The sequence below is a fragment of the Mesorhizobium sp. WSM4898 genome, assembly GCF_029625845.1.
In the GTDB taxonomy this organism is placed as follows: Bacteria; Pseudomonadota; Alphaproteobacteria; order Rhizobiales; family Rhizobiaceae; genus Mesorhizobium.
Genome location: NZ_JARTVQ010000004.1, coordinates 120,487 through 143,587 on the forward strand (window position 1 = coordinate 120,487; position 23,101 = coordinate 143,587).

Sequence of the window (23,101 nt, forward strand, 5' to 3'; positions counted from 1 at the left end):
GCCCTGTCAGAAGGTCTGGTTGTAGGCGCCGACTTCGGGACTGCGGCGCAGCACGGCGTCGACGGCTTCGAACATCTGCCGGCGCCGCTCGGACGATACCGGGCTCTCCACCACCACGACAAGTTCGGGCTTGTTCGAGGAGGCGCGCACAAGGCCCCAGGTGCCGTCCTCCGCAACGACGCGCACACCGTTGACGGTGATGAGCGTTACGATCTTCTGGCCGGCAAAGTCAGCACCTTCGCGGTGCATCGTCTGAAAATCCGCCACGACGCGGTCGACCACGCCGTACTTCACCTCGTCGGGGCATTGCGATGACATGGTCGGCGTACCGTAGGTCAGCGGCAACGCGCGGCAGAGATCGGCCATCGAGCTCCGCGGATTGCGGTCGAGCATCTGGCAGACGACGATCGCAGTGATCAGCCCGTCGTCATAGCCGCGGCCGATAGGCGGGTTGAAGAAGAAATGCCCGGATTTCTCGAAGCCGGCGACGGCACCGAGCTCGGCAACGCGGCGCTTCATGTAGGAATGGCCGCTCTTCCAATAGTCAGTTGTGGCGCCGTTCGCCTTGAGCACATGATCGGTGGCGAAGAGCCCCGTCGACTTGACGTCGACGACGAAGGCCGAGCCCGGACGGAGCGATGAAGTATCGCGGGCGAGCATAAGCCCGACCTTGTCGGCGAAGATCTCGTTCCCCTCGTTGTCGACGACGCCGCAGCGGTCGCCGTCGCCATCGAAGCCCAGTCCGACATCTGCGCCCGTCTCCAGCACCTTCTCGCTGATGGCACGCAGCATCTGCATGTCCTCGGGATTGGGATTGTAGCGCGGGAACGCATGGTCGAGCTCGACGTCGAGCGGGATCACCTCGCAGCCGACACGCGCCAGCGCTTCCGGCGCGAAGGCGCCAGCCGTGCCGTTGCCGCAGGCGCAAACGACCTTGAGCTTTCTCGAGATGTGTTTGCCCTTGGTAAGATCATCGACATAGAGCTCCCGGAAACCGGAGATGAACTCGTAGGCACCGTCGCCGCGGAGGTCGAAGTCGGCTTCGAGCACGATCTTCTTCAACGCGCCCATCTCTTCCGGACCGAAGGTGAGCGGCCGCGCCGCCCCCATCTTGACGCCGGTCCAGCCATTCTCGTTATGCGAGGCGGTGACCATGGCGACCGAGGGTGTATCGAGCGCGAACTGCGCGAAATAGGCCATGGGGGACAAAGCCAGGCCGATATCCTTCACCCGGGCGCCCGCCGCCATCAGGCCGGAGACCAGCGCCAGCTTGATCGACAGCGAATAGGAGCGGAAATCATGGCCGGTGACGATATCCGGCCCAACGCCCAGGCGCCGGATCAGCGTGCCCAGACCCATACCGAGCGCCTGGACGCCGATCAAATTGAGCTCCGGCGCCTTGGTCGAGCCGGGATGGCCGACCCACCAGCGCGCGTCGTACTCGCGAAAGCCCGACGCCTTGATCAGCGCCGAGGTCTCGAATTCGAAGCTGTTGGGCCGGGCTTCGCCAACAATCGTGAAGGTCAATGGTCGAAACTCCAGAGAGCCGGAATGCCGATTTATAGAGGGCGCGGCTTATCACGAAAGCCTTTAAGCCGGGCTTTATCCGACGGCTAAATCGCATGCCATCCGGGCAAGATTGGTGAAAGCCGAGAAATGCGACACAAGTGCAGCCATTGACGCTTGCAGGATCGGAAAGTGGCGGCTATAAGCCCGCCGTCTGGTCACGGAGTGTAGCGCAGTCTGGTAGCGCACATCGTTCGGGACGATGGGGTCGCAGGTTCAAATCCTGCCACTCCGACCAGAAAAAACAATCGGTTAGCTTCCTCCCGATTTTACCTCCCACCTGATATCCCACCTGAAACTCAGGGTCAGGCCGATGACGGTCGTCGCCCTGCTGGCTTCAGAGGTCAAAGCGTATCGCCCTGCGGCGCTCGGCCGCGAACGTTCCGACCAGCGACTGCAGCTCGCCATCCGGCTCCTCGCTCCCGATCGCGCGCAGCGCGGCTACGCCGGCCTTGATCGACACCGGCCCGGGATCGGCCGCGAGCAGAGCCTCAAGCGCGCGTTCGAATTGGTCGTTCGTCATTTCGGACCTTCCTCCTTCCAAACCGGCACCCGGTTGATCTTGATCGCCACCAGGCGCCGGATGCGCAAGCCGACGCCTTCGCGGCCGGTCGGGACGAAGGCCTCGACATCGAGCATGCCGTGATCGCCGCCGTTCTCGCATCTCATGCGGTAGGCGAGCGAGTCGACGTCGACATCACCGAAGATCTGGATCAGATCCGACGGGTGGTAATTGTGCTGCCGCTTGCAATACCGGCACCGCACCCGAACCAGGCGCATGGTGTCGTTCAGGTTCGACAACGGATAGTCGCGCCGCTTCGGGCCATAGGTCTCGGGCATGAGAACAAAAGAGGAACATTTTCCTTGATCGTCAAGACCGCCGTGGAATCTTTTAGGTCTGTCCCATAGATCACACAGACCAGCAGGCCATGCGAAGGAGTTGTAGCGAGCCGGCTTTGTGTCCGCGAGGCGCCAACCCGCTCGATCGTTTGCAGCGCCCGAGTAGGCTTGCTGCGGGCTGATTCGTTCGTGATGTAGGATTGCTCTTCGGGTCGCCCGGAAATCTCCGGGCGGGCTCTCGCCGCGCCTTTCGCCGAGCGTCTCATCACATCTTGAAACGCAATTTTGCCTCACCTAACTCATTTTTGCCGGATGCCGCTATCGGGTCCTGGCACGGGAACGACGGTCCTATCATGGATCGAGTTCGGTTCATGTCGCTCGCATAGAGGATGTGTTCCGGTGTTTGCCCGAACCCCCCTCCTCGCGATTGCGAGTTGGCGCTCTCGGCCGTCTCGGTCATGCCTGATCGCGCCCCGATTGCCTTCGATCCAGTTCGCTCCGGTGCACGCGTGCTTCGTGCGTTGCAACGTCTGGTTCAATCGAAGGAGGATACCCATGCTGCTATCGGATTTGGGCCGCGTCGGATTCGATCCGTTTCTGGAAATGCGGCGCATGCAACAGGAAGTGAATCAGCGCCTGGCCGGCCTGACCAGTGCGGCCCAGGAGTTTCCCCCGGTCAATCTTTGGGTCGGAGAGGATAGCGTAGCGCTGACAGCCGAACTGCCTGGGATCGCGCCCGATGAGGTCGATCTTACGGTGCGCGAGAACACACTCACATTGAAGGGCGAATGCCAAGCGGGGGCGGAGGACGAGAAATCCGTGTGGCACCGTCGCGAGCGCCCCTATGGAAGCTTCGCGCGGACGGTGCAATTGCCGTTCCGCGTCGATCCGGAACAGGTCGAGGCACGTTTTGCCAATGGGCTGCTCGAGGTCGAGCTGCGTCGACCCGAAGCCGATCGGCCGAAGAAGATCGAGATCAAGGGATGAGAGGAGGAAAACATGGCTCAGGAACTGAAGACCACCGAACGCCAGGTCCCCAGCAAGCTTGACGGAGGGGAGCGGACCCGCTCGCGGCCCATGTTCATACCGCGCGCCGACATCTATGAGACGCAGGACAACGTGGTCCTTCTCGTCGATATGCCAGGCGTCGCCTCGGATGGGGTCGATATCACCCTTGAGAAACGGACACTGGCGATCCGCGGCTACGCGGCCGATCAACAGCATGAGAATTATCGTCAGGTCTATGCGGAATATAGCGCCGGCGATTATGAGCGCGTCTTCACCTTATCCGAGGACATCGACCGCGATGGCATCGAGGCGTCGCAGAAGAACGGCGTCCTGCGACTGGTGTTGCCCAAGGCGGCGCCGGCCAAGGCTCGCAAAATCCAACTCAAGATGGCTTAAGCAATGGAGGGTAAAAGGAGGTTGACGATGCAAATCAGAGACCTGATTCCATGGAGCAACAATAAGGGCGGCGAAATTGCGAAGCGGGAGGAGGACAACCCCGTCTTTTCCCTGCAGCGCGACGTGAACCGCATCTTCGAGGATTTCTGGAGACGGTTCGATCAACCCTTCGGCGCGCTCGGCCGCCGGGAAGTCGGGGGCCCACGAACCGACATCGACGAAACCGACAGCACGCTGGAGGTTTCGGTCGAGCTTCCCGGCATTGACCGGCAGGACGTCGATGTCTCGCTGACGGACAACACCCTCACCATCAAGGGCGAGAAGAAGAGCGAGCGTGAGGAGAGCAAGAAGGGCTACCACCTGTCGGAGCGCTCATACGGTTCGTTTTATCGCTCGATCCCGCTGCCCTCCGTCGTGGACACGGACAAGGCGAACGCCGAATTCAAGAATGGCGTCCTGACGGTGACGCTTCCAAAGACCCAAGAAGCACTTTCGCGGGTGAAGAAGATCGAGGTGAAAACCGACTGAAGCCGCGAAGGGCAAAGAGGTCGATGCGGCGGACGCCCCCGCCGCATCTTCAATACTACGCCAAGCGGAACGACCGCCGGGCTCCGAAGATGGCGCGGTCGGAGCACGTCCGTCCGGATCGGGCTCAGAGTTGGCGCTAGGGCTTTCTGGCGTATGGCTGTACCTGGCATGACCGATGATGCCATTGGCAGTCGAGGTAGCCCCCGGTGACGGACATGCCCGCGTCGATCAGCCCTTGGAGAGTCCAGCCGGTCATGCTGGGCGATATAGGAGGCTTGCCAAGGGGTTGGAACAAAAGCCAGGCCCGACGCTTTATTAGCCCAGCGTCATGTTCCGCTACTGTGTCCATTCCATAGCTCGTCGCCAAATCCTCCCGGCGGCGGGCTTTGGTATTGCATTTTCGCCTGGAGGCTGCATGTCCAAGACAATCGAACTTTGGAAAGACACTTACGATCCCGAGACACTCGCTGAGAAGTACGGTTTGACCGTAGCGCAAGCCAAGATCGTCATCAGCTCGAACGGCCCCTCCAAGCACGGTTGCGATGTGGGTGCTATTGCGTTCCGGCGCGCACTTGAAATGAGATCGAAAACTCCGACGCGCAACGACTCAACGCGGCCTGGATAGCAAAGCAGGTCCGTCGCCCGGCTTTGGTAAGCTAGCCCGCCAGGCCGCCCTCAGCGCGGCATTACTGTCCCATTATGGAACGAAAACCCGGATCAGTGGTTAACAAGTAAGCGGTCGAGTGTTCCCCCGACTCTGTAGCCGCTGTAATCGCAGGAAGCCCGTCGCTTACGCTCATTAGCTGCGACGGGCTTTTTATTAGCTTCGACTAAAGTCCTACTGTCAGGCCGTCGAAAGGTGGTGCATAGTACGGACATGCCCTCCTTTCCTCACACAGGGCAAACGGCCCGGCCTGTTAGCTCAAGCGTCCCCCGACTCCTCGCAGGCCGGGCGCCCATTCGCGTCAGTCTTTGAGCGTTCGCGAGAGCACGCTCCCATATTCAGCTAAGAACTATTTTGCGGTGAAGCTCTTTTGGGCTGGTGTCTGGCGAATAGGTCAGCGTGATCCGCTTGCCGCCGCACACGCCGCATTTCATCCTCGGCCGCAAGTCCCATTCCATAGCCGGAGCATCGGCGCCGAAGCGGTCGCGCAGCGCCGGCAGATCGAGCTTGTGGTGACGACGGCAATCGAGGCAGCCGCCAGTGACCGACATGCCCGCCTCGATAAGTTCCTGAAAGGTCCAGCCGTCGCTCATCCGCACGAAATAGGTTTCCGAGTCAGAAGACCAGGAGTCCGCTCGTGAGGGGCGAGCGGGCTCCATACCGGCCCGTTGTCGCCGCTTCGCGGCAATCTCCTCGTGCAACCGGGAATATTAGCGACCGGGAACATGGTTTGCTACGCCGCGTTTAACCGATGATCAGCCTTCAGGAGGAGGTTGCCATGAAAAAACTGCTACTTGCTTCAGTGATCGCCGTTGCCACCGCGGCAGCCACGGTCGCGCCTGCGGATGCGCAGGGGTTCTTCGGTCTCGGTTTCGGTCCATTCGGCGGCTTCAGCCCGTTCTACGGTGGCCCATTCAACGGTGGTCCTTTCTACGGCGGCGGTCCGTTTTACGACTATGGCGGCCGCTACTACGGCCCGCGCTATTACGGCGATTACTATCCCGGCTACGTGGCCCGCTATCCGCATCGCTACCACTACCGGCACCGCCACTATCGCCACTGCCACGTCAAGTGGGTGAGGCATTGGCATCATCACCGCCGGGTGCTGGAACGCGTGCGGGTGTGCCGTTACTGACGAGGCCGGATTATTTGCTGCGGCTGCGCCGCCTTGCAAATTCCCGCCAGAATGCCATCTAGAAGCCGGCATTCATAAGGGAAAGCAAACGCCGCACGCGCACGTGCTGCGTTGAGCGATCCCAGCGAAAGCCAAAGCCCACTGGTGAGGGGACGAGCGGGCTCCGCGGTCTGTGCAACCCAGCGGCGCGACCTCGGCAGAAATCGGGTTGCCAAACCCAACCTGCCGACTGGTGGAATGTTCCGGCCCATGCAAGCGCCATGAAACCGGCCCTCCGTTTGCCCGACGTATTAGTAAATGTTAATCTGGATGAGTTCCGTTGACGTGGTCACGCGAGGGGCGCCCCGATGCATCAGGTCGGCACGGGAGAACGCGCAGGGCTGGCGAGCATTGTGGTCACAGCTGCAGTCCTCTATGGTAGTCTGGCCTTGGCGCACAGCTCCAGAAGCTGGACGTATCCACCTGCCTGTTGCCACGGCGATTCCGCCACCGGGGAATGCGGCAAAATCCCCGCCAGTACGGTGACGCCGCGGCCAGATGGCTATGTAATCATCCTTCGACCGGGCGATCACGGCAGAGTCACTCATCAAAACCGTTATTTCGTTCCCTACGACGTGGTCATTCCATCTGGCGACGACAATTTTCACATCTGCCTGCATCCGACCGAAGAAGACGAGAATTGCTTCTTCGCGCCGGCCGACACGATGTGAACCCTGCACCTAACCAAAGGCAGGCGAGGGCCTCCTATTGCTCGCGAAAATCCTGCAGCGTCGCATGACGAAGCGTGTGCTCGCCGCGAAGGAATCTTACCCGGCCGGTGATGCCGGGCCGTGCTTGAAGGCGCGATCCTGGTCGATACCATCCGCAAGAACGTCCAAAACTACCTTCGCCGCTATAATCGCGAATATGACCTGTTCAAGGTCCTGTCAGTGGAGACGCCGATTGTTGGCACGGAGCTTCGGCGGATGGGCACTCCTGACCGAAAGGGACTCGATATTCAGTCTATAGCACTCCGTTGCACAACCGCGGCCATTGCGCCGCTCACTTTCCTCAAATAGAGAGGCTTTGTCAGACAAAAGAGATTTCGCATGTCACTAGTGGACCTCACCGCCGACATCGTCTCCGCTTATGTTAGCAATAATCTCGTCTCGGTAACCGACTTGGCGGATTTGATCGCGTCGGTGTATTACTCGCTCACTGGCGCAGCCCTGCTGCCAAAGCAGGAGCCTGCCGTCGACCCGGAGCGCTCGGTCTTCCCCGATCACATCATCTGCCTGGAGGACGGCAAGGAGTTCAAGTCGCTCAAGCGGCACCTGAGGACCGATCACGGTCTTACACCTAAGCAGTATCGCGCGAAATGGAACCTGCCGGCAGACCATCCGATGGTGGCGCCGAACTATGCGGAGCGGCGATCGGAATTGGCGAAGGCGTTGGGCTTTCAGCGGAAGCCTGCAGACCTCCGAAAATGAGGTCGCCGCACCAGCGAGGATGCGCATCACGTGTCGATCAGCGCCCTTTGGCTGAATTTCCCTTTATTAGCAGACGCGCATATGCTGCCTCGCCGGCACTTACCCCTGCCGGCTAAGGCCCGGTGGCCGGCCCCCAAAGCCACACCCAAAGGCTACCGGGCCACCTATCTGTCATATGGCGCGAAATGTGAGACCCGCCAAGAGCCCGCTCGCTGAGGGGACAAGCGGCGCTCCATGGGTCTCTGCTACCCAACCGCGCGATCTCCGCTGGCATCGCAGCGCGAGCCCGAATGAAGTCGGAGCAGTTGCCGCTCTGGGTAACGTCTCAGCTTGAATCTCTCGGCCACCACGACCGCACCTGTGTGGTTGCCAGAAGATGACGGGAACGCGCTATGCACTCTTGCGATTGAGAGCGCGCGTTCTCCACACCCTGCCTGAACTCCAAGCGCAAAGCCCTCGCCCGCTCCGCGATGGCGATCGATTTTGACAGCATGGCACGATGAGCTTCAAAGGGAGACATATTTTGCGCTCCGGTCTTGTTCAGACGGGAGCGCTGGGTGGCTGTCTCTCAGCCGCCGATGTCCGTTGGGTCGTTACCGGCGATAGTGGTTAACATACAGGAACTCGGTTCGGTTCCCTAACTATTTCGCGGCTCACTCAACCGGCCGCTTCTTGCGCACGACACGTATCGCGTTGCCGCTCGTTTCGTCTGGTCGCTTTTTGCCGTTAAATCCGGTCACTTTCGCAGTCTTGTGCTTTGCGGTTCTTTCGAGCAGTTCGCGCGACCGCCGAACGGCCAACGCTGATTGCTGCAACAATTCGAGCACGTCCCTGTCAGGCATTCTCAGCGTCTCAACGCAATATGGTTCCGGCTAGGGAATGTTGAAGAGCCCGGCAGCCGAAAATTTCAATGCACGAGCCCGCCGCCTTGAGGGATGGCGCTCCGGGGTCTGCGCAACCCCAACGGCGCGACGTCGGGCAGACCGCGCCGCGAAACCTGACCTGCCGACTTGTGGAAATGTTCCCTTCGATGCGACCGAAGTCGGATACGCTGGCGCTTTGGTCCCTATGCTGAAACCTTCGCCTCGCTACATCATTTGATAGAGCCGGCGAACATGTGTCCCTTCGTTCGGCGGCATGAGAGAGAGTGAATAGATGCCCGCCATCCCGTTGCCTGGGGTGGCGGGCATCGTCCTATCGGGACGACGCGCCGTTCGCGAGCGAGACGACGATGTTGGCTGTGACGGCCGACAGGCGGTCACGCTTGACCAGGGTAGGTTTTTCATAGGTGCGCTTCATGGCGAATCCCCTTGTTGAAGTTGGCCATGATCTGGCGGGGCAGCAGCGCGCCGTCATTCAAAAATGATGTAGGTCCAGCGGGCATCTGTCTGTTTGCCGACGAGTGCTGATATAGCGACAGCCCGCCGCCAGGCTATGGGGGAACAGGCGACGGGCTGAGCGGCAAATCCCCAGTGACCTGGATATGGACTGCCTGCAGCCACAAAGTAACACCGAGAGCGTCCGTTCCGTTGAACCCTTGCAAATATACGAAGGAGGGAACCGGGGAATACGTTAGCCTTAACTGATTATAGACCGCGCTGTCCTATTTTGAGACAGCGCGGCCTGTCCCATCGGCCGCGCAGGCGGCTTCGGCTTTCAGGCAACCCTACCCCTGGCCGGAGCCGCCACCACCTACCGATACTAGCAAGGGTTGAATCAACTCTTACTAAGCATCCTTACCGGTGCATTTACCGTTACAATTTTGGGATGGAAGCGAACGGACGTCGAGGGGCATGCTTCGCCGATAAGACCAATGCGAATGAGAATTGGACTTCGGTCGCAGGGCCAGAATCGAACTAGAGCCCGCTCGTGACGGCCGAGCGGGCTCCGTCTTGCTTTCAGACGGCCGGCAAATCGGAGGACAAAACCATGCCGCCCAGTCTATAACCGCTCGTGTGTCGCGATGTTCCCTGTTCAGAGCTTAGAGCTCTAGGTCATCTCTGTGCACATCCAATCGACCAATTTGGGATCGACGGTCTGAGAGCCGGTATATGCCCGGATTATTTTCGCGGCCAGCTCTCGCCGCTCGGCTTCGGGCGTCTTGTTATAGCGAACTTCGTTTAGGAAGGCCTTCTTCAGGATTTCGGCGTCCAACGCCGTCAAGTGTGATTTCGCCATTTTTCCCTCACAGGCGGGGGCGAAAACAATTCCCCGCGCGGCGGTGAATCATATCTCGTGGAGTGTAGCGTGCGAATCATGAGTTTGTGACGAAAGTCCGCCGCAGCTCATGAGCGTGAAGCCGACGGGCCTTACTTGGAAAACTGTTTCAGGTAAGCGATCACGTTGGCCACGTCCTGATCGTTCTTGAGGCCGGGAAACGCCATCTTCGTTCCTTTGACCATCCCCCTGGGGTCATGAAGATACTTTGTCAGCGTGGGCTCATCCCATTTGATGCCGGATTTTCCGGCCTCGGTCATGGCCATGGAATAAGTGAAACCGGGATGCGTGCCCGCGGTGCGCCCGATGACGCCGAGCAGAGACGGGCCGACCTTGTTCTGGTCTTGGTCGGCAATATGGCAGACCTTGCACTTGGTGAAGACCTTCTCGCCTGCGGCGGCATCCTGCGCCCGCGAAGGGCTTGCAAGGAAGATCGTGGCCGACGCGGCGATGAAAAGTGCGATTGCGCGCATGGCATTCCTCCCTGATCGATCGTCATTTGCGCAGGACGATCCGCACCACGCCAGTTGGAGCAGAATATCCGTGGTCCCATCAATGGAATTGCGGGGTCTACATACCACAGTATTAAGCCGAGGTAGAAACGCCAGTTGTGCGAAGCTGATGAGGTTCCACAAACCCGTGGAGAGGCCGAGCGGCAGCTAAAGTCTCGTCGCCGCTTTGCCCAGGAACAAAGCGTGCTCGATCTCTGTTCAGATAAGGAATGGAGGGAGCGGGGTCGCACATGAAGGCCTGTCGGGTCGAAGAGATGGATGGTGATAGTGTTGTTGCCCGTCGTACCATCAAGGCAAATACGCCGTGGGTGGCAGCGGAGACGGCCACCGGCAGTGAAGTGACGAATACACGCGGGGACGAACAACGCTGGGTCCGGGTGACGGATGAGGCCGCCATGGTTGTTTACAGGTATGCCTTCAAGTGACCCATGGCGGTGACCTCCTATCCTTCGCGAAAGTCCTGCAGGCTCGCATGGCGTAGAGTGTGCTCGCCGCGAAGGAATTTCACGCGGCCAATGATGCCTGGCTTCAGCCATTCGACATCATCGGCGAAGGCGCTGGGGACACGCCGGGAAGGCTTCGAGGCCTTGGCCGCTTCGACACGCTTCCAAAGCCGTTCCCTGAGGCCGCTGGGCAGCGTTATGAACGCCGTGCCGGCATATCGGCCACCGCGCGCCATGATCGCTGCGGCGGGCTTCCCTGGCTCGCGCTTGATGCCGAGAAGTTCGAAGTCGCCGACATCCCAACATTTGGTTTTCACCCAGGAATCGACCTTCCCGCTTCGATAAGGGCTCTCGCGTCGTTTCGAGACCATGCCTTCGAGGCCCATCTTCTCGACCTGCTCGAAGAAAGCAGCGCCATTGCCTTCGACGTGATCGCTGTATTGGATGATCCCCTTCGCCGGCTTCACCAGTTCCCAGAGCTTGGCCTTGCGCTCGATCAGCGGCACGGAACGGAGATCCTGGCCGTCGAGGTCGAGCAGATCGAACGCGACGAAAGCGAGCTGCTCGGCATTCCAGACCATGCGGGAGTGCATCCTGTGAAAATTCGGCCGGCCATCCGGCTCCGGCGCGATAATCTCACCATCTAGGATGAAGGACTTCGCCGGCAGCTTCTCGGCCGCAGCGACGATCGGCCAATATCGTTTGCTCCAGTCATGGCCGTTTCTAGAGAAAGCACGGGCACCGGCCCAGTCGAGGATGAGCTGGGTTCGGTAGCCATCATATTTGATCTCATGAATCCAATCATCGCTGACAGGCGGTGTTTCGACTTGGACAGGATCCAGCGGCTTAATGAACGACAGCCGGGCTTCCCCAGCAGGCTTACGCATACGAACCCCAACGCAAAACTCGAATTTGACTCAATATCGAATGGCGGCTTCGGTTCCGTTAGCAGTTACTGAAATACCTTGCCGCGATTTGGCATTCCAACTAGACTCTGCGCTTCTCGAAGCGTGCCAACGTCCTCCGGTTGCACAGGGGATGCCGAATGCGCGACGTTTTGCTTTTCATTCTGTTACTGCTTCTGCCCGTTCCGACGGCATCGTATGCCGCCGCCATCCACGACGCCGCCATGAACGGCGATGTCGGGGCGATCACGGCAGCTCTCGACGCAGGTGCCGGCGTCGATGAGAGTGACGGGAAAGCGACGCCACTCTATCTTGCGGTCAAGGGTGGGCATTTCGCAGCGGCAAAACTGCTCATTGAACGCGGTGCGGACGTCAACGCCGCCCCGACACAGGTTTTGGGTCCTGCCCTCATGCCAGCTTTGGCAAAACGCAGGATCGACCTGATCAATCTGTTGCTGGACGGCGGCGCGAATCCAAATTCGAAGCGCAGCCGCGAAAACGCTATCCACATCGCGGTCAATCTCGGTTGCATCGATTGCGTTAAGGCACTGGTCGAGGCCGGCGCGGACGTGAATGCGAGGACAAAGGACGGCAAGACACCGATCCATCTCGCAAAACGCAAGGGGCAACGCGAAATCGCTGACTATCTCATGTCGCACGGCGTCGTCTTGCCCACACCGGCTCCGATCTCGATGAAGTTGGCTGCTGCCGACGTCGAGAATGGCCGAACCTACTTCACCCATGTGTGTCACGGTTGCCACAATGGCGAGCCCCAGGCAGGGAGCAAAACGGGACCGAACTTGTGGGGGGTCGTCGGCCGCGACAAGGCTTCCACGGGAAATATGGATTATTCCGACGCCTTGCTAAGCTGGGAAGGTGTGTGGACATATGAGGACCTGAACAGATATCTTTTCGGGCCCATGCTCACCACGCCGGGCGTTAAGATGGAGACGCCTGGCGTTCCGGACGAGACTGAACGGGTCAACCTGATTGCCTACTTGCGCACACTCAGCGACAAGCCGATCCCGCTCCCCTGATTGCTCGCCAAGGGAGCTGTATGCCGATCATGAAAGCATGTGCGCAGCACGCCTTGGCCGGCTGAGACCAAACACATCTGTGTCGTTTTAGGACGGGAATGCTGGCGCCAGTCTTGCATCGAAGAGATTGCCGGTTCCTCCACCGGACTCCTGATGGGGATCAGGATGAGTGCGCCGGGCTTGAGGATTTGGGGTTCCTCGCCCGGCGATCTTTCTTTCAGGAGTAGCTAGCTGCTTCTTTCAGGAGTAGCTAGCTGCTGTTGGCGTCGCGCCGCTGCGGCAGCCATTGGGTTGCCCTTGGCACGAAGCCTCGCCACCGGCGTTGCCATCTGCATAGGCGAGCTGACTCATCTCTGTTCCACTTGAGCACGGAAAAGCTGACACCAGCGTTGATGCCGGTCAACCCCGGTCGGCACACTCGTCGGGCTTAGGGCTAGGCTATTGGGCGACAACCCGGCGGGTTCTCCGGCCATATTTGAGTCCTGCTTTAACCGTCAGTTAATATATGAGCCACTACTAATGTTATTGTGATCAACATCGTCATACGCATTCGGCAACTAGCGCGCGCGACAGGTCGGGACGCGGGTGGAAACGTTGCGATTATCTTCGCGCTCACCCTGCCAATCGTGGTCGGCGGAGCGGGGCTCGGCGTCGAGACGTCCTACTGGTACTATTCGAGCCTGAAGCTGCAGGCGACGGCGGATGCCGCCGCCTATGCCGGCGCGCTGGAGAAGATTCAGGGATCCTCCACCGCGACGATCACTGCTGCCGTGACCCAGTCGGCGACCGACAACGGGCTGGGCAATGGCACCATCACCGTCCATACACCGCCCACCTCGGGGCCGAACACGGCCAAGAAGGCGGTCGAGGTCATCCTCAATCAGAACCTCGATCGCATCTTCACCTCGATCTTCTCCGAGAGCAAAGTGCCGGAGCGAGCCAGGGCGGTAGCGCTCATCACCGACGCCTCCAAGGCCTGCGTGCTGGCGCTCAACCAGTCGGCCTATCAGGCAGCGCTCTTCTCGGGCAACACCAGCGTCAAGCTGACCGGCTGCTCGGTCATGTCGAATTCGGCTCAGGCCGATGCCGTCAAGGTGCAGGGGTCGGCAGGGCTTCAGGCCGACTGCCTGATCGCGGTCGGCGGCGTCTCGCTCGGCAACCCGGTGACCACCGTCTGCAAGTCTCCGATCACCCAGGCTTTGCCGGCGTCGGACCCCTTCTCCAGCCTACCAGCGCCAGCGGCTGGCAACCCGTGCAAGACCGTCAACGGCAGCAAAACGTCGCAAACACTCCAGCCGGGAACTTACTGCAGCGGCATGGACCTCAAGGGCAATGTGACGCTCCAGCCCGGCACCTATGTCGTCCAGGGCAGTCTGAAGGTCAACGCCGGCGCGGTCGTCTCCGGAACCGGCGTGACCCTCTTCATGTCCGGCAGCCACACCGTCAGCATGAACGGCAATGCCACGGTGACGCTGAGCGCGCCGACCTCAGGCACCTATTCCGGCGTGCTGTTCTACGGCGACCGGACCGGCAGCAGCGCATCGAGCACCTTCAACGGCACGGCGAGTTCGCTGTTGACCGGCGCCATCTATTTCCCCAAGCAGCAGGTCAACTATCTCGGCAACTTCTCAGGGAGCGGCGGCTGCACCCAGGTCGTGGCCGACACCATCCAGTGGTCCGGCAGCACGACCATCAAACAGAACTGCTCGAGCCTCGGGATGAAAGACATCCCGTCGGCCCAGTCGGTTGCAGTTGTCGAGTAAGGCGCCCAAGGGGGAACATTCGGGCCCGATAGCGGTTCGGCCTTATGTCGATCAGCTCAGTGTTGCCAGGTTCTTCCTCTGACCTGATTATCCGCAAGCTCCAGGTCATCTCCGATCTTTCACGAGCCGACATCGCGATTCTGGAGGGCATCGGCGTTCAGGAGCGCGACTACCGGGCGAGCCAGGATATTGTGGCCGAGGGCGACCGACCGTCCCATTCCTTCGCCGTTCTGGACGGGCTGGTGGCGTCTGCGAAGTTCACCGGCGAAGGAAAGCGGCAGATCACATCGATCTTTGTGCCGGGAGACCTCCCTGATCTCCACGGAATTCATCTTTCCGTCATGGATTGCACCTTCGCGCCACTAACGCCCGCCAGAGTGGGGTTCATGCGCCACGATGTGCTGCGCGCGATCTGTGCCAGACACCCGTCCATCGCCAACGTATTCTGGCGCTCGACGCTGATCGACGCAGCGATCTACAGAGAATGGGTCACCAATGTCGGAAGGCGGGATGCCTATGTCCGCATGGCTCACATCCTGTGTGAGCTCATCGTGCGTCTCCATGCAGTCGGCCAGATTCAGGACCATGTGGCGGAATTGCCGATAAGCCAAGCTGTGCTAGGCGACGCATTGGGGCTGTCCGCCGTTCACGTCAACCGAATGCTTCAAGAACTTCGCCGCGATGGTCTGATCTCCACCTCGGGCTCGAGGCTCAAGGCGGTCGACTGGAAAGGACTGGTCCGGGCAGGAGATTTTTACACGACCTACCTGCACCAAAAGCACGTGACGCCGCTATAGATGCGTCAGTCTGCCGACGAGCGGAGCCGGCCGATCTTATCGCCCGCTTAGGCGGCAATGATCGCTTCACGCCGGAGAATGGCGCATCAAGCGTCCAGACAATTCCATGCGGGCCATATTCGAGATTGCTCGTACCCCCCACCGCCTCAGGCGCCACGCGCTTCAACACCACGCTTCCGAAACCGCTTTGGCCGATGGTCTGGACCTTCGGCCCGTCTGTTTCGGCCCAGGTTAGGCGAAAGGTTCGTGACGGCCCGGAGCCGGCCACCTCCCAGCTGGCCGCGATGGACCCTTCGTCTCCGGAGAGTACGCCATATTTCGCGGAGTTGGTCGCTAACTCGTGGAAGGCAATCCCGAGATACTGGACCGCGATCGGGTTGAGATTAATAGACGGTCCGGACATGTTTATCCGTTCCTCGTTGCCGAACGGTTTGGCCTGAGACAGGAGCAGTTCGAAAACGCTCCACCTTTCCAATCACCCGTCACGAGGAGATCGTGAGAACGTGCCAGAGCCATGATCCGTTCACGTTTGGTTCCCAAGTTGCGGCTATGGTTCCTGTGTTCGCTTCCCGACCATCCTGTCGCCCTCGATGAAGCGATCCATGCGCTCGTGCAGCGTCGAGACGCTGCCTTTGAGGTCGCGCACGCCGGTCATCACCTCGTCGCGGAATTCGCGAAGGCCAACCTTGGTGATGTAGGTCTCCGCAACGTGTAGCTTGTGGGCGGCAAGCTGCTCGGTCAGCAAGGAGATCGAGGCCATCGCCGTGTCGGCGCGGACGTGCGCGTCGCGCGCATCCTTTTTGACCTCGTCGCGCGCCGACTTGATCGCGGCCTCGATGCGCCACCAAAGCCCGCCAACGGCGCCGATGACAGTGATCAGGAACCCGACGTTCGAATTGAAGTCCGTCATCTGCATTATCCGATGCCCGCTATTTCAGTTCGCTGCGACGCGCGGCGCTGGCCCTGGTGTGACGGTCGCATTCCGCCGGCGTGTAGAGGCCGAGCGCGCAGCCCGGCGCCATCGTCTTGTCGATCTTGTTCTGATCGGCGACCGTCTTGCCCTGTGCCCCGGCGAGGCTGTTACCGATGGCCGAGCGCAGCGCCGGCACACCGTTGACGCCGGAAGTCGTACACGCCGCCAGCGTCGATGCACTCGTCAAGAGACATGCGAGCATTCAATGCCCTTTCGGATCGCATCCTGGTTTTCCTTTTCGATCTTGGCGCGGATCTCTTCGGCGAAGCGGTGCTTGACGACTTCGCAGACGGTGAAAGCGGCGCCCGAGACGAGCGCCGCACTGGCCGCCCAGGCGATAGCGCCGGCGACTAGTCGCGAGACGCCGAGGCGCCCGAGAAGCAGGGTGATCAGGAGGGTCAAACCAGGCACCAGATGAGGAAGCCGGCAATAGCAGCCAGGCTAACGGCAGCGGCCGTGCGCAGGGCGCGAGAGAGGATCACGGCAAAGACGGAAGCGAGGTTTTCCATCACGTCGCCTCCGCCCCGAGAGCCGTGGCGAGCCGCTTCGCCTTGCGCTTCGCACACCAGCGCCAGGCGAGACCGCCGATTGCGAGCAGCGCGCTTGCGATTGCCAGGACGACGACGACCTTGCCGATCCATTCGCTGTTGTCGGAGAACGGCGAAAGCTGGTTCTGCAGATCGTAGAGGTAGCCGGAAAGGCCAAGCCCGCTGGCACCGGCGCCGGTGGCCGCATCGGCCGGTGTGGTCGATGGGGCGATCTTGGCGTCCTCGATAAAGGCTTTCGCCTGGCCGCCTTCGACGAAGCTCGCCATCTCCGGCGTGAGGCCGGTCGCCCAAGCTTGGCCGATCGAGCGAACCTCCGCGACGCGAGAAGACCAGCCGCGACCGAACGCCGGCCACGTCTTCAGGTGCTGAAGAAAGATCAGGCGCTGATCGCAGATCCGGTCGATCAGGGCATCGTGGTCGTTGCAGGCCTGGACGGCCGCGATGGTGCCCACCCCCATGACGCCGTCGAGCCGGCCCTTGTAAAGCGGCCCGAGCGCGCGTTGCAGCCAGATGATCGACTGCTTCGGGCCGGAGTTCACCGCGCCATCGAACACGACATGGTCGACCCCGGCCGGCAATAGATCGCCCTTCACCGCGTCCCAGTATTGACGATCGTAGATCTCGAAGAGTTCCTGGCCGGTGATGCGCTTCACCGACCGAAGCGCCAGCCCCTTGCTCTTGCGATAGGCGTCGTAGACACGCTGGGTCACACCCTTCATCGTGGCGCCGCCCGGATCGGCCGAGTGGTTGCTGTAGCCGCCCTCGTGCGCGAGCACGCGGGCGAGCGATTCCTGCTCGCGAGATCCGGTCATGACTTTTCCTGAGGGTTGGGAACTTTCCTGCCCGTCGGCGATTGAGGGGCTCGGCGGCAGGGGGATTGCGGATGGAATGTTTCAGGAAGCTCGAAACGCTGATCGACGCCGGCGGCGCCAACGCCGCCGGAGAAGCGCGCGCGCTGCTCGCTCACCTCAAGGCCAAGTCGCAGGTACTGGCCGAGGCGGTCGACGAGTTCCTGCTCGATATGATGACGCTCGATTTCCTGCTCGAAGCCGAGCGAGAGGCATTTCAAGACTCGGCACGCCGACTGGCGCATCGGCGGCTGACGATGGTGAAGCTGCTCTCGACCTAGCGGCTGTCCGTCCCGGCCGAGCCCTGCGGGTTGCCTAGCGAGATCTGCGTGGTGTAGCCGCTGCCGCGGTCGAGCGTGTCGGTGATCGAGGCGATCGTGTAGCTGCCGTCGACGCCGGCGCGCAGCTGGATGATGGCAATGCCTTCCGGCTCGGCCGTCGGCTCGCCCTCAATCGTGATCGACCCCGAGCCCTTCTGCCGGGCGGCGTCGACACGGTCGGAATCGGCGCGGGTCTGCGCTGCGGTGGCGTCCGGCTCCATGAAGCGCAGCACGTCCTCCGGCTCGACATCGTCGCCAGTCTCGACCTCTTCGATCACCTGCCTGGCTCTATGCAAGTCGTACCAGCGGCCTTTCTTCTTCTTGAAGCGCGGCCGGTCGGTCGCCGGCGTCAGGCCGCTTGCCGAAATCACGGTGCCGCGGGTGATGACGATGGTCGGCAGCGGCTGGCCTGTCGCCGAGACGCCCTGGTTACGCGGCACGAAGCCAGCCTGCGATCCCTTGATGGCAAACGTCGCGCCGTGCTCGCGCGCAAGCCGGTCGGCGAAGGCGAAAAAGCTTTCGTTGTCCTGCGCTTCATATTCCAGCTGCCGGCTGGCAAGCGAGGAATGCACCTTGATCGACAGATCGGCGTCGCCGGCAGCGTCCTCGAGGACCCGGCCGAGCGTTGTCCTTTCCCAATGGCGGTCGGTCGGCTGCTTGACCTTGCCTTTGAGGCTGGCCGAGCGCGCAGTGACCGTCAGAACGCTGCCGGAGCCGCGGTCGAGCGACCAGTCGCAGGTATCGACCTCGCCCTCGAAGGCGCGCATTGCGCCGCCCTGCCAGCCGAGCTCTATTCGTACCGGCGTGCCTGTCTTCGGAAACCGCACCGTCGCGTCCTTGTCGTCGAGCGTGAAGGTCGCGGACTGCGTCGCCTCGGTGCTTGACTTGGTGATCGACAGCGAGATCAGCAGCGGCACGAAACGGGAGGTGACATCCTGCCCACCGATCACGACGCGGAAATGACCTTTTCTCATTTTGCCTCACGCGCCGCAGGCGCTCCGGCGGGGCGCGGCATGGGCCGCGACGCCCGGTCGGGCTCGCGGGCTTTTGCCCGCTGTCATTCGAAGAGATCGATCACTGGCCTGGAAGCCGCGCCTTCGGCTGCCATTTCCGCCGGCGTCATCACGGTCACGGTTCGACCCACGGGGAGATAGGGACCGGACCGGGCGAGATCCTGGTTTAGAGCGAAGGTCTTCGCCACCATGCCGGCGAAGACCATGCGATAGTGGCGTGCCAGCAACGTCGACAGAGTGGTGCCCTCCGTCTTGACGGTGACGGTCTCTGTCATGACGATATCTTCCAAGATTGGTAGTTGCTCTAGTTCTTGGCTACCGGCGGCTGCTCATTAAGCAACGTAGCCAGAGCGGTTATGACCTGCGGCATGAAAAATGGTTTAGCAATCATAATGCTGTTGGGAACGCCTTCTGCAGGCCAGTGAATGGCGCTGTCACCGCTCACATAAATTACTGGCATGGTTGGACTGGCTTCGCGAACGAGTCGGGCCAAATCCCACCCCGATTTGCCCGGTCCCAGCCGAATATCGGTGATGAGCGCCTTGAACTTTTCGGGCTTGGCATCGAAGGCGCTGAGAGCTTCTTCAGCATTCCTGCTGCTAAGCACGGTGAAGCCCGCTTCCTCCAATGCGGTTTCGATTTCCAAGAGGATGAGAGGTTCGTCCTCAACGACCAGAATCGTGCCGCCGCCCATAAGGTCCCTTCCCTCATTTGGTCTACTACGCTCTCGACAGCTGTTCGGTTCCAAGGAAAGTAATCGTTTTCGCGCGCCTTTAGCCGAGCAGCGAAAACAGCGATGCGAAGAAATCGCTCGCGGCCGGCGCCGCCGATTTCTGCATCTTGACTGTGGTATCGACGATCTGGCCGACCCCATCGCGATCGAGGAATGCGTGCTCGTCGCTGATCGACTGGACGACATAGAAGCCGAACACGCTGCCGTCGCCACGTGTGACCAGTTGGGGCGTGCCGGCGAGCTGCGCATTGCGCAGGATGTTCAAGGTACCAAGGCCGCCGAGCTTCGAGGGGATCAGGCGGCCGGAGACGGTGAGCGTCTCCGACCCCACGCCGACATCTTCCAGAGGCGGCATCGCGCCGACCACCGGCTTCTCGGCATAGGCGTGCGTCGTCTCACGCGCATGCGTGTCGATGTTGAAGGCAAGATCGCATTCGACCAGCCCGATCTTCATCAGCATCAGCGCGGTCCTCCAAAATCGATCGCTTGGCCGCGCGTGGCGGACTGCACCTGCTGGCCGGTGGTCCTGCCACCGAGCGACCCAACGGGCCGCATCAGGTCCGCCTTGGCGGAAGAGAGTAAGCCGCTGACGCCGGCGATGAAGGCCGCGGCGGCGCTGGAGCCGAAGGATTGGCCGGCCCCAGCGACACCGGAGGTGAAGGTCTGCGCGGCGTTCTGACCGGCCTGCGTGCCGCCGTCAGCGATCTTGCTGCCGGCGTCGGCGCCGCCGGATTGCAGCCGACGCTCGAATTCGTCGGCATCGAAGCCGGCGACGTTCGGGCCGATGCCCGGGAGACCCGGTGCCGGCGGCACATAGGCCTGGCCACCCCTGGCAGCCGCATGACGCCCTTCGGCGTACACCTGGTACTGTCGCTCGGCAGGGGTCATCTCTGCCCAGTTCCTCGGACCTGGCGTGGGGATCGGCGTGCTCGAGCCCGGCATGCCGGTGTTCGGCTCGCGCGTCTGGCGATCTTCGAGGATCTTCGTCTGCAGCGCATCGAAGACACTCTTGATCTCGCCGCGGCCCAGCTGCGCCAGCGCATCGCGGAACGCCTTCTCGGCCGGCGCGCCGGTGAAGCGATCGAAGAACCCAAGCTCGGGATGCTGCTTGTTGTAGCGATCCTTGAACTCGCCCATATAGGCCAGCGGATCGCGGCCGCTTGCCCGCAGCGTCTCATAGCCCTTGTCGACGGCCATCAAGTCGGACAGACGGCTGTTGAACTTTTCGAGGACCGGGTTGAGTGCCCTGCCGGAGAGGTCGCCAAGCGCCCTCCCCGTTTGCTGAATGTTGTTGATCAGCTGCTGCCAGTTGCCTTCGGCATCGCCGGTGATCTGAGCGAAATCCTTCGCCACGGTGCCGGCCGAGCTGCCGAGCGCGTCGAGGTGCTTCTGCAGCTCCGGCATCTGCGTCAGCAGCGCGCGCATGCCTTGCTGCATCTGGATGTCGGTGAAGATCAGCGGCAGCTTCGACAGGTCGCCCTTGAGCGCCTTCTGCGTCTGCTCGACCAGCGTCTGGATGACGTCGCCGCCTTCCTTGAGCGTCCTGTCCAGCTCCCTGCGAATGTCGATGTTATACTTCTTGAAGTTCTTGGCGACCTCGTTGCCATAGGCCTTCTGCAGGATGTTGGAGAAGTTGGTTGCGGCCTCGGCCGAAGATCCGGTCTGGTTGCGCACGATCTCCAGCATGGCGGCCAGGCGCTTCAGGCCCTCGGTACCCTTGTAGCCGAGCGCCGCGAAGGCAGGCGCGATCGCCGGCAGCTCCGCCGCCATGTCCTTCAACTCGAACTTGCCGGCCTTGCCCTCGAAGGCGAGGATGTCGAAGGCCTCCTGCATCCTCTCGGCGGTGATGCCGAGCGAGTTGGCCAGCGCATCGGCTGTGAGCGCGATGTCCGAGATCTCGGCCCCGGAGGCCTGCGCGGTACGCGCTACGGCCGGCAGAAATGCGAGGCCGTCCTCAAGCGACCGGCCGGATGCGATAAGCGTCTCCAGTCCCTGCACGACGCTGTCGAAAGGCATCTTCGACTTGTCGGCGAGCTCCTGCAATACAGCGATCGTCGGCTTGATCGCCGTCGCCGGCTTGTCGGCATTGATGATGATGCGGCCGATCGTGCGCTCAAGCTGCGCATAGTCGCGCGCCGTACGGATCGCGACATAACCGGCAGCGGCGGTCGCGACACCGGCTGCCTTGCCGAAGGTGGCCCATTGCGCAAGCCGCTTCTGCCGTTCGGCATCCTGCACAGCCAGAAGCCGCTCCTCGGCCACCTGCGTGCGGGCCAGGCGCGTGTTGTTGCGCGCCAGGTAGACATCGCGTTCGGCGCGCTGCAGCGCGGTCAGGCTGGTCCGCGCCTTTGCAGCCGGGCCCGAGACGCGATCGAGCAGGCTGACGATCAGCTCCGCCGACATCCTCGTCATCAGGCATCATCCTTCGCAGCGGCGAAAACGAACTCCGGCACGAGCTGATGGAAGATTTCCATCAAGGCCTCCGCGTCATTCCAGACGAGCTTCTTGAGCGCCGCCGCCGGCAGGCCGCAGAGCCGGGCGAGCAGATCGCGGTTGCTGATCTCGGCATTCGACCAGTCGTCGATGTCTTCGAGAAACGGCGGCCGCATCCGGATGCGCATGAGGCGTTCACCATTGAGCGTGATCGGGAGCCGCAATGTCAGGGACCGGTAGTCAGCGTCCGCGAGTTCGGTCTCCACCTGTGCCTCGACGTGCGCGCCCGCACCGATTGCGACGGGCGCAGCTTCGTCGATCCCGGTCATGAATTGCTCGATCGCGTTCTTGTCGACCATTATTCGATCCCGAGCAGCACGCGGGCCTTGCCCAGTTCATCGACGCCGAACTGGCGGCGGCGGGTGGTGAAATAGTCCCAGTAGAACCATTCCTCGTTGTCGACCGAGAGCTCGTAGTGGGTCACCTCTCCGATCTGGTGGTCGTGGCCGAAGGCCGAGGCGCGGTCGAACGCGTCCGGCGCGATGCGGCTGACGATGCCGCGGATGACCGTCTTGGCCTGGAAGGCGTCGCCGGTCTGCTTGTTCTTCAGCACGCCATAGCCGGTGAAATTCAGCGGCTGGTTGGTGCCGACCCCCATGGCGCGATAACTCGACCTGGCGAAGCCGGCGAGCTTGAAGGTCGGCTGCAGCGCCTTGATGGCGTTCATACCGAACTCGACCTCGCCCGGCGCGCCGCCGCCGAGATGGGCGACGGTCACCTGCTCCAGCGTCGGCAGGCCAAGCGACTGGAGCTTGATGTGGTTCGAATCTTCCGGGTCCTGGTCGCCCACGAAGAGGTTGACCTGTTCGAGCAGCAGCAGTTTCTCGGCCATGACTGGCGTTCCTTTTGAGAGGTTTCAGAGTGTACGGGCGAAGCCCGCAAGCCCGACTGGG

General features: G+C 61.5%; 32 protein-coding genes and 1 tRNA gene. 13 read left to right on the plus strand and 20 right to left on the minus strand.

What is annotated here, in order from left to right; all coding sequences use genetic code 11:
* Window positions 1-6: 6 nt before the first annotated feature.
* Complete coding sequence (locus P9228_RS19855; RefSeq protein WP_278055088.1) at window positions 7-1,527, minus strand: phosphomannomutase/phosphoglucomutase; 1,521 nt, start codon at window positions 1,525-1,527, stop codon at window positions 7-9.
* Window positions 1,528-1,727: 200 nt separating this feature from the next.
* Between P9228_RS19855 and P9228_RS19860 the strand changes: the two genes are divergently transcribed.
* A tRNA-Pro gene (locus tag P9228_RS19860) sits at window positions 1,728-1,804 on the plus strand.
* Between the two features lie 99 nt (window positions 1,805-1,903).
* Here P9228_RS19860 and P9228_RS19865 read toward each other — a convergent pair.
* On the minus strand, window positions 1,904-2,089 hold the full coding sequence (locus P9228_RS19865; RefSeq protein ID WP_127335513.1) for a hypothetical protein: 186 nt from the start codon (window positions 2,087-2,089) through the stop codon (window positions 1,904-1,906).
* On the minus strand, window positions 2,086-2,406 hold the full coding sequence (locus tag P9228_RS19870; protein ID WP_278055090.1) for a hypothetical protein: 321 nt from the start codon (window positions 2,404-2,406) through the stop codon (window positions 2,086-2,088). Before P9228_RS19870 ends, P9228_RS19865 begins: the two co-directional genes overlap by 4 nt.
* 477 nt (window positions 2,407-2,883) lie before the next feature.
* Here P9228_RS19870 and P9228_RS19875 point away from each other — a divergent pair, with 477 nt between their 5' ends.
* The 4 genes from P9228_RS19875 to P9228_RS19890 all read left to right on the plus strand — a co-directional run bounded on the left by P9228_RS19875 (window position 2,884) and on the right by P9228_RS19890 (window position 4,963).
* Complete coding sequence (locus P9228_RS19875; protein WP_278055091.1) at window positions 2,884-3,393, plus strand: Hsp20/alpha crystallin family protein; 510 nt, start codon at window positions 2,884-2,886, stop codon at window positions 3,391-3,393.
* Between the two features lie 12 nt (window positions 3,394-3,405).
* A complete protein-coding gene (locus P9228_RS19880; RefSeq protein WP_127246295.1) occupies window positions 3,406-3,810 on the plus strand; it encodes an Hsp20/alpha crystallin family protein in 405 nt (134 codons plus the stop codon).
* A gap of 27 nt (window positions 3,811-3,837) precedes the next feature.
* Window positions 3,838-4,338 carry an Hsp20/alpha crystallin family protein gene (locus tag P9228_RS19885; protein ID WP_278055092.1) on the plus strand — a complete coding sequence of 167 codons (501 nt, stop codon included), beginning with the start codon at window positions 3,838-3,840 and terminating at the stop codon, window positions 4,336-4,338.
* A 415-nt stretch (window positions 4,339-4,753) separates the two neighbouring features.
* The gene (locus P9228_RS19890; protein ID WP_127246297.1) at window positions 4,754-4,963 is read left to right on the plus strand and encodes a hypothetical protein; all 210 of its coding nucleotides are present in this window, start codon (window positions 4,754-4,756) and stop codon (window positions 4,961-4,963) included.
* Window positions 4,964-5,340: 377 nt separating this feature from the next.
* Here the strand turns inward: P9228_RS19890 and P9228_RS19895 are convergent, their stop codons facing one another.
* Complete coding sequence (locus P9228_RS19895) at window positions 5,341-5,703, minus strand: hypothetical protein (protein ID WP_278055094.1); 363 nt, start codon at window positions 5,701-5,703, stop codon at window positions 5,341-5,343.
* A 77-nt stretch (window positions 5,704-5,780) separates the two neighbouring features.
* On the opposite strand from P9228_RS19895, the gene P9228_RS19900 reads away from it, so the two are divergent.
* From P9228_RS19900 to P9228_RS19915, 4 genes are all read left to right on the plus strand, one after another.
* Complete coding sequence (locus tag P9228_RS19900; protein ID WP_127246298.1) at window positions 5,781-6,137, plus strand: hypothetical protein; 357 nt, start codon at window positions 5,781-5,783, stop codon at window positions 6,135-6,137.
* A gap of 347 nt (window positions 6,138-6,484) precedes the next feature.
* Complete coding sequence (locus P9228_RS19905; RefSeq protein ID WP_278055097.1) at window positions 6,485-6,847, plus strand: hypothetical protein; 363 nt, start codon at window positions 6,485-6,487, stop codon at window positions 6,845-6,847.
* Window positions 6,848-6,967: 120 nt separating this feature from the next.
* A complete protein-coding gene (locus tag P9228_RS19910; RefSeq protein WP_278055099.1) occupies window positions 6,968-7,195 on the plus strand; it encodes a hypothetical protein in 228 nt (75 codons plus the stop codon).
* Window positions 7,196-7,225: 30 nt separating this feature from the next.
* On the plus strand, window positions 7,226-7,606 hold the full coding sequence (locus tag P9228_RS19915; RefSeq protein WP_278055101.1) for a MucR family transcriptional regulator: 381 nt from the start codon (window positions 7,226-7,228) through the stop codon (window positions 7,604-7,606).
* 653 nt (window positions 7,607-8,259) lie between these two features.
* Here the strand turns inward: P9228_RS19915 and P9228_RS19920 are convergent.
* From P9228_RS19920 to P9228_RS19940, 5 genes are all read right to left on the minus strand, one after another.
* Window positions 8,260-8,448, minus strand: coding sequence for a hypothetical protein (locus P9228_RS19920; RefSeq protein WP_278055103.1), 189 nt, complete (start codon window positions 8,446-8,448; stop codon window positions 8,260-8,262).
* A gap of 352 nt (window positions 8,449-8,800) precedes the next feature.
* Window positions 8,801-8,905, minus strand: coding sequence for a putative RiPP precursor (locus P9228_RS19925; RefSeq protein ID WP_127246299.1), 105 nt, complete (start codon window positions 8,903-8,905; stop codon window positions 8,801-8,803).
* A 690-nt stretch (window positions 8,906-9,595) separates the two neighbouring features.
* Window positions 9,596-9,784, minus strand: coding sequence for a hypothetical protein (locus P9228_RS19930; RefSeq protein WP_278055105.1), 189 nt, complete (start codon window positions 9,782-9,784; stop codon window positions 9,596-9,598).
* 131 nt (window positions 9,785-9,915) lie between these two features.
* A complete protein-coding gene (locus P9228_RS19935) occupies window positions 9,916-10,296 on the minus strand; it encodes a cytochrome c family protein (protein WP_278055106.1) in 381 nt (126 codons plus the stop codon).
* A 481-nt stretch (window positions 10,297-10,777) separates the two neighbouring features.
* A complete protein-coding gene (locus P9228_RS19940; RefSeq protein WP_278055107.1) occupies window positions 10,778-11,665 on the minus strand; it encodes an RNA ligase family protein in 888 nt (295 codons plus the stop codon).
* A gap of 158 nt (window positions 11,666-11,823) precedes the next feature.
* Here P9228_RS19940 and P9228_RS19945 point away from each other — a divergent pair, with 158 nt between their 5' ends.
* The 3 genes from P9228_RS19945 to P9228_RS19955 all read left to right on the plus strand — a co-directional run bounded on the left by P9228_RS19945 (window position 11,824) and on the right by P9228_RS19955 (window position 15,280).
* Window positions 11,824-12,720, plus strand: coding sequence for an ankyrin repeat domain-containing protein (locus P9228_RS19945; protein WP_278055109.1), 897 nt, complete (start codon window positions 11,824-11,826; stop codon window positions 12,718-12,720).
* A 527-nt stretch (window positions 12,721-13,247) separates the two neighbouring features.
* Entirely contained in the window at window positions 13,248-14,483 is a 1,236-nt protein-coding gene (locus tag P9228_RS19950; protein ID WP_278055110.1) for a pilus assembly protein TadG-related protein, read from the plus strand.
* A 44-nt stretch (window positions 14,484-14,527) separates the two neighbouring features.
* Window positions 14,528-15,280, plus strand: coding sequence for a Crp/Fnr family transcriptional regulator (locus P9228_RS19955; RefSeq protein ID WP_278055112.1), 753 nt, complete (start codon window positions 14,528-14,530; stop codon window positions 15,278-15,280).
* 547 nt (window positions 15,281-15,827) lie between these two features.
* Here the strand turns inward: P9228_RS19955 and P9228_RS19960 are convergent.
* From P9228_RS19960 to P9228_RS19975, 4 genes are all read right to left on the minus strand, one after another.
* Window positions 15,828-16,190: a hypothetical protein gene (locus P9228_RS19960; protein ID WP_278055113.1), complete on the minus strand. Its 363-nt coding sequence runs from the start codon at window positions 16,188-16,190 to the stop codon at window positions 15,828-15,830.
* 19 nt (window positions 16,191-16,209) lie between these two features.
* A complete protein-coding gene (locus P9228_RS19965) occupies window positions 16,210-16,440 on the minus strand; it encodes a hypothetical protein (protein ID WP_278055115.1) in 231 nt (76 codons plus the stop codon).
* Window positions 16,437-16,655 (minus strand): hypothetical protein, encoded by a 219-nt coding sequence (locus P9228_RS19970; protein WP_278055116.1) that lies wholly within the window; start codon window positions 16,653-16,655, stop codon window positions 16,437-16,439. The genes P9228_RS19965 and P9228_RS19970 overlap by 4 nt, the downstream gene beginning before the upstream one ends.
* A 106-nt stretch (window positions 16,656-16,761) precedes the next feature.
* On the minus strand, window positions 16,762-17,613 hold the full coding sequence (locus P9228_RS19975) for a glycoside hydrolase family 108 protein (protein WP_278055118.1): 852 nt from the start codon (window positions 17,611-17,613) through the stop codon (window positions 16,762-16,764).
* 71 nt (window positions 17,614-17,684) lie between these two features.
* Here P9228_RS19975 and P9228_RS19980 point away from each other — a divergent pair, with 71 nt between their 5' ends.
* Window positions 17,685-17,930: a hypothetical protein gene (locus P9228_RS19980; protein ID WP_278055120.1), complete on the plus strand. Its 246-nt coding sequence runs from the start codon at window positions 17,685-17,687 to the stop codon at window positions 17,928-17,930.
* Here the strand turns inward: P9228_RS19980 and P9228_RS19985 are convergent.
* The 7 genes from P9228_RS19985 to P9228_RS20015 form a co-directional block, all read right to left on the minus strand.
* Window positions 17,927-18,943, minus strand: a complete 1,017-nt coding sequence (locus P9228_RS19985; RefSeq protein ID WP_278055121.1) for a contractile injection system protein, VgrG/Pvc8 family — start codon at window positions 18,941-18,943, stop codon at window positions 17,927-17,929. The genes P9228_RS19980 and P9228_RS19985 overlap by 4 nt on opposite strands.
* 83 nt (window positions 18,944-19,026) lie before the next feature.
* Complete coding sequence (locus tag P9228_RS19990) at window positions 19,027-19,257, minus strand: tail protein X (protein WP_278055122.1); 231 nt, start codon at window positions 19,255-19,257, stop codon at window positions 19,027-19,029.
* 29 nt (window positions 19,258-19,286) lie between these two features.
* Complete coding sequence (locus P9228_RS19995; protein ID WP_127246311.1) at window positions 19,287-19,676, minus strand: response regulator; 390 nt, start codon at window positions 19,674-19,676, stop codon at window positions 19,287-19,289.
* A gap of 79 nt (window positions 19,677-19,755) precedes the next feature.
* Window positions 19,756-20,175, minus strand: coding sequence for a phage tail protein (locus P9228_RS20000; protein WP_278055124.1), 420 nt, complete (start codon window positions 20,173-20,175; stop codon window positions 19,756-19,758).
* The gene (locus P9228_RS20005) at window positions 20,175-22,127 is read right to left on the minus strand and encodes a phage tail tape measure protein (RefSeq protein WP_278055125.1); all 1,953 of its coding nucleotides are present in this window, start codon (window positions 22,125-22,127) and stop codon (window positions 20,175-20,177) included. The genes P9228_RS20000 and P9228_RS20005 overlap by 1 nt, the downstream gene beginning before the upstream one ends.
* Window positions 22,127-22,507: a phage tail assembly protein gene (locus P9228_RS20010; protein ID WP_278055127.1), complete on the minus strand. Its 381-nt coding sequence runs from the start codon at window positions 22,505-22,507 to the stop codon at window positions 22,127-22,129. The genes P9228_RS20005 and P9228_RS20010 overlap by 1 nt, the downstream gene beginning before the upstream one ends.
* A complete protein-coding gene (locus P9228_RS20015; protein WP_278055129.1) occupies window positions 22,507-23,040 on the minus strand; it encodes a phage major tail tube protein in 534 nt (177 codons plus the stop codon). The genes P9228_RS20010 and P9228_RS20015 overlap by 1 nt, the downstream gene beginning before the upstream one ends.
* Between the last annotated feature and the right edge of the window lie 61 nt (window positions 23,041-23,101).

What these genes read in the sequence shown, in the direction of transcription:
- P9228_RS19865 (WP_127335513.1), bottom strand. Translation starts at nt 2,089, where the DNA reads ATGACGAACGACCAATTCGAACGCGCGCTTGAGGCTCTGCTCGCGGCC.
- P9228_RS19935 (WP_278055106.1), bottom strand. Translation starts at nt 10,296, where the DNA reads ATGCGCGCAATCGCACTTTTCATCGCCGCGTCGGCCACGATCTTCCTT.
- P9228_RS19940 (WP_278055107.1), bottom strand. Translation starts at nt 11,665, where the DNA reads ATGCGTAAGCCTGCTGGGGAAGCCCGGCTGTCGTTCATTAAGCCGCTG.
- P9228_RS19925 (WP_127246299.1), bottom strand. Translation starts at nt 8,905, where the DNA reads ATGAAGCGCACCTATGAAAAACCTACCCTGGTCAAGCGTGACCGCCTG.
- P9228_RS19975 (WP_278055118.1), bottom strand. Translation starts at nt 17,613, where the DNA reads ATGACCGGATCTCGCGAGCAGGAATCGCTCGCCCGCGTGCTCGCGCAC.
- P9228_RS20015 (WP_278055129.1), bottom strand. Translation starts at nt 23,040, where the DNA reads ATGGCCGAGAAACTGCTGCTGCTCGAACAGGTCAACCTCTTCGTGGGC.
- P9228_RS19890 (WP_127246297.1), top strand. Translation starts at nt 4,754, where the DNA reads ATGTCCAAGACAATCGAACTTTGGAAAGACACTTACGATCCCGAGACA.
- P9228_RS20005 (WP_278055125.1), bottom strand. Translation starts at nt 22,127, where the DNA reads ATGACGAGGATGTCGGCGGAGCTGATCGTCAGCCTGCTCGATCGCGTC.
- P9228_RS19920 (WP_278055103.1), bottom strand. Translation starts at nt 8,448, where the DNA reads ATGCCTGACAGGGACGTGCTCGAATTGTTGCAGCAATCAGCGTTGGCC.
- P9228_RS19930 (WP_278055105.1), bottom strand. Translation starts at nt 9,784, where the DNA reads ATGGCGAAATCACACTTGACGGCGTTGGACGCCGAAATCCTGAAGAAG.
- P9228_RS19980 (WP_278055120.1), top strand. Translation starts at nt 17,685, where the DNA reads ATGGAATGTTTCAGGAAGCTCGAAACGCTGATCGACGCCGGCGGCGCC.
- P9228_RS20000 (WP_278055124.1), bottom strand. Translation starts at nt 20,175, where the DNA reads ATGCTGATGAAGATCGGGCTGGTCGAATGCGATCTTGCCTTCAACATC.
- P9228_RS19945 (WP_278055109.1), top strand. Translation starts at nt 11,824, where the DNA reads ATGCGCGACGTTTTGCTTTTCATTCTGTTACTGCTTCTGCCCGTTCCG.
- P9228_RS19905 (WP_278055097.1), top strand. Translation starts at nt 6,485, where the DNA reads ATGCATCAGGTCGGCACGGGAGAACGCGCAGGGCTGGCGAGCATTGTG.
- P9228_RS19900 (WP_127246298.1), top strand. Translation starts at nt 5,781, where the DNA reads ATGAAAAAACTGCTACTTGCTTCAGTGATCGCCGTTGCCACCGCGGCA.
- P9228_RS19870 (WP_278055090.1), bottom strand. Translation starts at nt 2,406, where the DNA reads ATGCCCGAGACCTATGGCCCGAAGCGGCGCGACTATCCGTTGTCGAAC.
- P9228_RS19985 (WP_278055121.1), bottom strand. Translation starts at nt 18,943, where the DNA reads ATGAGAAAAGGTCATTTCCGCGTCGTGATCGGTGGGCAGGATGTCACC.
- P9228_RS19960 (WP_278055113.1), bottom strand. Translation starts at nt 16,190, where the DNA reads ATGACGGACTTCAATTCGAACGTCGGGTTCCTGATCACTGTCATCGGC.
- P9228_RS19885 (WP_278055092.1), top strand. Translation starts at nt 3,838, where the DNA reads ATGCAAATCAGAGACCTGATTCCATGGAGCAACAATAAGGGCGGCGAA.
- P9228_RS19955 (WP_278055112.1), top strand. Translation starts at nt 14,528, where the DNA reads ATGTCGATCAGCTCAGTGTTGCCAGGTTCTTCCTCTGACCTGATTATC.
- P9228_RS19880 (WP_127246295.1), top strand. Translation starts at nt 3,406, where the DNA reads ATGGCTCAGGAACTGAAGACCACCGAACGCCAGGTCCCCAGCAAGCTT.
- P9228_RS19915 (WP_278055101.1), top strand. Translation starts at nt 7,226, where the DNA reads ATGTCACTAGTGGACCTCACCGCCGACATCGTCTCCGCTTATGTTAGC.
- P9228_RS19990 (WP_278055122.1), bottom strand. Translation starts at nt 19,257, where the DNA reads ATGACAGAGACCGTCACCGTCAAGACGGAGGGCACCACTCTGTCGACG.
- P9228_RS20010 (WP_278055127.1), bottom strand. Translation starts at nt 22,507, where the DNA reads ATGGTCGACAAGAACGCGATCGAGCAATTCATGACCGGGATCGACGAA.
- P9228_RS19995 (WP_127246311.1), bottom strand. Translation starts at nt 19,676, where the DNA reads ATGGGCGGCGGCACGATTCTGGTCGTTGAGGACGAACCTCTCATCCTC.